Here is a 6,184-nt window from a genome sequence, read left to right on the forward strand (position 1 = left end):
GCGCCGGTCCGCTAGGCCCGGTCTCTGGTGTCGACGTCGTCGTCGGCTTGAGAGCCACCGCCGCCAACCCGCGAAAGCGCATCCTTGCCCTGGAAGCGCATCATCCAGCGGGCCAGGAAGACCAACGCGATCAGCAGGGCCGCCAGCACAAAGGTGCCGAGGTTCAGGCCCAGGCCGAAGATGAACAGCGACACCACAGCTCCTGCCGCCACACAGTAGTACAGGGTCACGAGGATGGTCTTGCGGAGCAGGTCACCCTCCCGGCCCAGCAGGCCCACGGTCGCGGAGGCCGCAACGATGTTGTGGATCGCAATCGGGTTACCACCGGCACCGCCCACCGCCTGTGCGGCGACAACCTGCTCAGGTGGAACACCGATGGCCGCACCGGTGGAGAACTGGAACTGGGCGAAGGTCAGGTTCGACACGGTGTTCGACCCGGCAACAAACGCCCCCAGCGCGCCGATGAACGGTGCGATGACCGGCCACGAGACACCGGAGATGGCTGCAGCGCCCTCGGCCAGGGTGACCGGCATGCTGGAGAGGCCCGAGGCGTTGAGCTCCGGACCTGACTGGATCAGCACCCGCACCAGCGGGACAGCGAACAGCAGGGCGACGGCGGTGCCCGCCAACTGCTTTCCCGACACCTTCAGCGTCTGGGCAATTTGATTTCTGCTCATCCGGTGAATCAGGTACCCGAAGATGGCGGCGAGGATCATCAGGAACGCCGGCGAGTAGAACGGCTGCACATTGGTGGTGATATTGGTGCCAAAAATGTTCTCGAACGGAATCTGAATTCCGGTCAGGAACTCCTTCAGCGGAGCGATCACCCGGGTACCCACCAGCAGGACCGCCATCAGCACGTAGGGCGACCAGGCGCTGATGATGCTCATGTGCGTCCGGACATCGGTTGCCTCGGACGGCTCAATGGTGCCCATCCAGCGGTCGGACCAGGAGGAGCGCGGCCCGAAGTCGAAGGTATCCTTCGGCATCAGGAAACCCTTGCTGGAGGTGAACATGACCAGCATCAGCCCGATCAGCCCGCCGAACAAGGACGGGAATTCCGGTCCGAGGAAACGCGCAACGGTCACATACGGGATGGTCATCGCAAGCGACGCGTAGATGGCGAACGGCCAAACGGCCAGGCCGTCACGGAAACGCCGCTCCGGGCCAAAGAACCCGGTGAGCATGCAGACCAGGATCAGCGGGATCAGGATACCGACAATCGCATGGATGGCCGCCACCTGGAACCCGATGTTTGAGACGTACTCCGGCAGGGTCAGCCCGAGGACGGCGATACGCTCATCCACTGCCGGGTCTCCACCCAACCCGTTGGTCACACCCACCAGGATGGGCGTACCGACGGCGCCGAAGCTCACCGGCGTGCTCTGGATGATCAGACCCACCATGACGGCTGCCATCGCCGGGAATCCCATGGCCAACAGCAGCGGGGCGACGACGGCGGCGGGCGTACCGAAGCCAGACGCACCCTCGATGAAGCTACCGAACAGCCAGCCGATGATGATGGCCTGGACCCGGCGGTCGGCCGAGATGTTGTTGAAGCCCGCCCTGATGCTCGCCATGGCGCCACCGATGGTGAGCGTCGAGAGCAATAACAGCGCCCCGAAGACGATATAGAGCAGCGTCCCGGCGACGATCAACCCTTCGAGCGACGCCGCGAGGATACCCGTGAAATCCATCTTCCAAACAAGCAGCGCCACGAGCACCACCAAAACGTAGCCGACCGGCATGGCGTATTTCGCTGGCCAGCGGAACCCCGCCAGCAATACGCCCACGACCAGGATCGGCGCCAACGCCAACAAACTAAGCACCGCAAGATTATCCATAAACCAGTCCCCTTTGACTGTGGCTACCGAATATTTCCACGACCTGGAGCGCCACCCACCGCGTATTTCCCACGACAAAGCACTTCCACATTGTGGAATAAGTTTTCTACCAACGAGTTAGACCTTAGGTCTGACCACAGGAACAGTCAATGGGTGGCGCGCAGATTGGGCTCATCTGCGGGCGTGGTGAGACGAGCGGTCGTCCAGCTAATCGCCGTCGGACACCTCTCGCAAATGCATCCGTTCACCCTGCCGGCCGAAGAGGCTCATGAACTCCACCGGGTTGTCATCGGCCCGGCCGAACCAGTGCGGGGTACGGGTGTCGAACTCCGCCGCTTCCCCTGCCGGCAGCACAAGATCCCGATCGCCCAGCACCAGCCGCAGGTTGCCGTTCAGCACATACAGCCACTCGTACCCCTCGTGGACCTGCTGCGTCGGCGCCTCCTGCCGGGTGCCGCCGGGCAGGATCTGCTTGTACGCCTGGATTCCCCCGGGCTTGCGGGTCAACGGTATGAGCGTCCCCCAGCTGGTCGTGATCGGGCGTAGGTGCACCCGCGGATCGCCGGTGGTCGGAGCGCCCACCAGCTCATCGAGGGGCACCTGATGCACCTTCGCCAGCGGTAGCAGCAGCTCGAGCGTGGCCTTCCGTTGGCCGGATTCCATCCGCGACAGGGTGCTGACCGAGATGCCGGTGGCCCTGGCGAGCGCGGTCAGGGTGATGTCCCGGCGGATCCGCAGGGCTTTCAGGCGGGGCCCGACGGCGGCCAGCGCGTCATCTATTTCCTTATCCATGAGCTTAGTTTGCCAGACCAGCAAAGATGTTTGCACTCCTTGATTCACGGGGTGAGGATGAAGAACATGAGCACATCTATCACTCCCTTCACATCTACAGACAGCTACGACGTCGTCATTGTCGGCGGTGGCGCCGCGGGCTTGAGCGCCGGGCTGATGCTCGGCCGCTGCCGCCGCTCGGTGGCGATCATCGACGGCGGCGAGCCGCGCAATGCCCCCGCAGAGGGCGTCCATGGCTTTCTGACCCGGGAGGGCATGAAACCCTCCGAGCTGCTGACCATCGGCCGCGGCGAGGTCGAATCCTACGGCGGCACCGTCATCGACGGGCAGGTAGTCGCCACCGGCCGCGACGGCGAGGATTTCACCGTCACACTCCATAGCGGCCAGGTCATCGCCGGCCGACGGCTCCTGATCGCAACCGGCCTGGTCGATGGGCTGCCCGCGGTGCCCGGCATCAGCGAACGGTGGGGTCGCGACGTCCTGCACTGCCCGTTCTGCCACGGCTGGGAGGTCCGCGACCAGGCGATCGGCATCCTCGCCACCGGACCGATGGCTGTGCACCAGGCGCTGCTGTTCCGGCAGTGGAGCGCTGACATCACCCTCTTCCTTCACACCAACCCCTTGCCCGCCGCCGAGGAGCTCGAAAAGCTCGCCGCTCGGGGTATCCGCGTGGTCGAGGGGACCGTGCAGGAACTCCAGGTCGAGGAGGACTCGCTGCGCGGCGTCGTGCTCGGGGACGGCCAGACCATCCCGCTGGACGCCGTCGTCGTCGCGCCGACCTTCAACGCCCGTGCCGAGGTGTTTGCCGGCCTGGGCGTGGCGACGGTCGCTCACGAGTCGGGCCTGGGGAGCTTCATCGCCACGGGTGAGGCCGGTGCCACGAACGTTCCCGGCGTGTGGGCGGTGGGCAACGCGGCGAATCTGATGGCGCAGGTGCTCGCGTCAGCGGCCGATGGCTCGTGGACCGGCGCGATGATTAACATGAGTCTCATGGAAGACGAGCTGCAGCGCGACCTCGCGGCACACCGCAGCTCCACTCCCGCCAACCAGACGAAGGTGACCGCATCATGACCTCCCACGACCACCACAGCCACGAGCAGACGCTCACCGAATACGACCAGGCCTACTGGGACGCGTTCTACAACGAACGGTCCTCCGTCTGGAGCGGACAGCCCAACCCGCAGCTGGTCGCCGAGGCGGCTGATCTGACGCCGGGAACTGCGCTCGACATCGGCAGCGGAGAAGGCGCAGACGCCATCTGGCTCGCCCGCCAGGGGTGGACGGTGACCGCCGTCGACATCTCCCAGGTGGCCCTCACCCGGGGTGCTGAGAAGGCTGCAACCGATCAGGCCTCGGCCGCCCGGATTACCTGGACCCGCCAGAACCTTCTGGAGTGGGCTCCCCCGGAGTCCACTTTCGACCTCATCTCTGCCCAGTTCATGCACCTACCCCAGGAAGAGCGTGAACCGTTGTTTACCCGGCTGGCGGCCGCCGTCGCACCCGGCGGCACCCTGTTGATTGTGGGCCACCACCCGTCCGACATGGAGTCCGGCGCGCACCGGCCTCCCCGCTCCGACCTCTTCTACACCGCCGAGGAGATTGGTCTGCTCCTGGATCCGGAGCAGTGGGAGATCGTGACCGAGTCAAGGGAACGGGTGCAGACTCACGACGGCGAGGACCTCACCATCCACGACGCGGTGCTCAGCGCACGCCGGAAGTCCTGACCGGTTTCGGCTTCCGGGGAAGAAACTGGCCCTGGGATGCCTTATAGAAGGGGAGCTGTCCGCAGCACCACACCCCCACACTTAAGGAATTCCATGACGCACCAAACAAATACGCCTGTCGCGGCCACCGCCGCGCAGACCATCTTCCGGGTAGCCCTGGGCGGCGTTCTCGTCGCCCACGGTTCACAGAAACTGTTCGGCTGGTTCGGCGGCGGGGGCATCGACGGCACCAGCAAGGGCATGGACGCCATGGGTTTTCGCCCGGCCAAGACCAGTGCTGTCCTTGCCGGATTGGGTGAGGCTGGAGCGGGGCTGGCCCTCGCCGTCGGGCTCGGCACCCCGGCCGCCGGTGCTGCTGCCGCTACGACCATGGGCGTCGCTGCAAGCGTCCACACGCCAAACGGTTTCTTCGCGACCGACGGAGGCTTCGAATACCCGGCCGTGCTGGGACTCGCCGCCACATCGTTCGCCATCGCGGGCGCCGGCGCTGTGTCCCTGGACTCGGTGACCGGCCACGTCCTCGACCGGCCCTGGATGCGGGCCACCGCGCTGGCCGCGATCCCCGTGGCGATCGGTATCCAGCTTTACCGCCGCCGGAAGACCCTGGCAGGCGATGCCACGTCGGAGCCGGAAAAGACTCCAGTCGCTGAGGGATCAACCGACCCAGCGTAAGCAATAGCTCGTCGAGGCCGTGCACCGGAGTTCAGGTGCACGGCCTCTGGCGTTAAGGCTGGTGGCACAATCGCTGGTGACACAATGAGTGCCATGACGGCAATCATGCTCGGCTGGAATCCCGATCTGCGGGAAGGGTGGCAGTTCGTCTACTCTGCGGTGCAGGATGCCGTCCACAACGCCGGATTCGCCTCGGTTCGGTGGCCGGTCACCGTCCCACCCGTTCCCCCTGGCACTGATGTCTGGCTGGTCCTGCAGGGCGCCAACGAACGAGGGCTGCTCGGTCACGGGATCGTGGTCTCCGACTGCCTTGGTCCGGCCGACGACGGCGGGCCCCTCGCCGTCGACGTCGACCTCCTCCTCCCCCGCGGCGAACACATCCCCGAGGCAATGCTGTCCGGCCGTGTGCCGGGCTTCCTTCTCGACGATGGCGCGACCGTTCTCACCGTCGACCAGGCGCAGCTCCTGCGGGCCGTGTGGGCGGACTATGCGCCGTCGTCGCAGTCTCATCCTGTCGACCCGACCGCTGGCACACTTCCCGCCAGCGCCCTGCTGCGAAGCCGGGTTAACCGCTACGAGCGTGATCCCGAAGCTCACCGTCAGAGCATCGCCCATCATGGCAGTAGCTGCGCCGTCTGTCGCTTCAACTTCGAGGAGACCTACGGCAGCCTTGGTGCTGGCTTCATCGAGGTCCACCACATCGTGCCCGGCCCGGAACTGACCCCCGACTACGCGCTGGATCCACTGACCGATCTGGTTCCGCTGTGCGCCAACTGTCATGCAATGGCGCACATGCGGACGCCTGAGCCGTACTCGCCCGCCGAGCTGCGGCGACTAATTCGCCCGTCGATACATCTGGAGGGGTCCGTCGTCGGGCCAGTTGAGGCGCGTGCTCAGGAGGATGCAGTCCGGATCCTCGGGGCCACACTGACCGACAAATAGAGCAAGTAGTGCATGTGTCGCATTCTCAAGCAGTAGTCTCTGATAGTGAGTTCAAATGAGAAAACTGTTGACCTGGGAGAAGCGCTTGTCATTGAGAAGCGGCATGCCAACGGGGAGGCGAAGTTACATGGCTCTTCGCGGTTCGTGGTGATTTCCGCTGCTGAGGAGATGTTCAGGCGGCTGTTCTAGCGGCGCTTCTCAATAGGATAC

At 65.1% G+C, this 6,184-nt stretch carries 7 protein-coding genes; 5 read left to right on the forward strand and 2 right to left on the reverse strand.

Annotated features, from left to right (window positions below; all coding sequences use genetic code 11):
- Positions 1–11: 11 nt before the first annotated feature.
- Together ABD059_RS05530 and ABD059_RS05535 are read right to left on the reverse strand one after the other, a co-directional pair.
- The gene (locus ABD059_RS05530) at positions 12–1,844 is read right to left on the reverse strand and encodes an L-lactate permease (RefSeq protein ID WP_343878365.1); all 1,833 of its coding nucleotides are present in this window, start codon (positions 1,842–1,844) and stop codon (positions 12–14) included.
- Between the two features lie 207 nt (positions 1,845–2,051).
- Positions 2,052–2,636, reverse strand: a complete 585-nt coding sequence (locus ABD059_RS05535) for a helix-turn-helix domain-containing protein (protein WP_343878366.1) — start codon at positions 2,634–2,636, stop codon at positions 2,052–2,054.
- A gap of 66 nt (positions 2,637–2,702) precedes the next feature.
- Between ABD059_RS05535 and ABD059_RS05540 the strand changes: the two genes are divergently transcribed.
- From ABD059_RS05540 to ABD059_RS05560, 5 genes are all read left to right on the forward strand, one after another.
- Complete coding sequence (locus ABD059_RS05540; RefSeq protein WP_343878367.1) at positions 2,703–3,707, forward strand: NAD(P)/FAD-dependent oxidoreductase; 1,005 nt, start codon at positions 2,703–2,705, stop codon at positions 3,705–3,707.
- On the forward strand, positions 3,704–4,360 hold the full coding sequence (locus ABD059_RS05545) for an SAM-dependent methyltransferase (protein ID WP_343878368.1): 657 nt from the start codon (positions 3,704–3,706) through the stop codon (positions 4,358–4,360). The genes ABD059_RS05540 and ABD059_RS05545 overlap by 4 nt, the downstream gene beginning before the upstream one ends.
- 93 nt (positions 4,361–4,453) lie before the next feature.
- The gene (locus ABD059_RS05550; protein WP_343878369.1) at positions 4,454–5,032 is read left to right on the forward strand and encodes a DoxX family protein; all 579 of its coding nucleotides are present in this window, start codon (positions 4,454–4,456) and stop codon (positions 5,030–5,032) included.
- 93 nt (positions 5,033–5,125) lie between these two features.
- Positions 5,126–5,974, forward strand: coding sequence for an HNH endonuclease (locus tag ABD059_RS05555; RefSeq protein ID WP_343878370.1), 849 nt, complete (start codon positions 5,126–5,128; stop codon positions 5,972–5,974).
- Positions 5,975–6,019: 45 nt separating this feature from the next.
- Complete coding sequence (locus tag ABD059_RS05560; protein WP_343878371.1) at positions 6,020–6,163, forward strand: hypothetical protein; 144 nt, start codon at positions 6,020–6,022, stop codon at positions 6,161–6,163.
- Positions 6,164–6,184: the final 21 nt, after the last annotated feature.

Source organism: Arthrobacter flavus (assembly GCF_039526005.1).
GTDB lineage: Bacteria > Actinomycetota > Actinomycetes > Actinomycetales > Micrococcaceae > Arthrobacter_D > Arthrobacter_D flavus.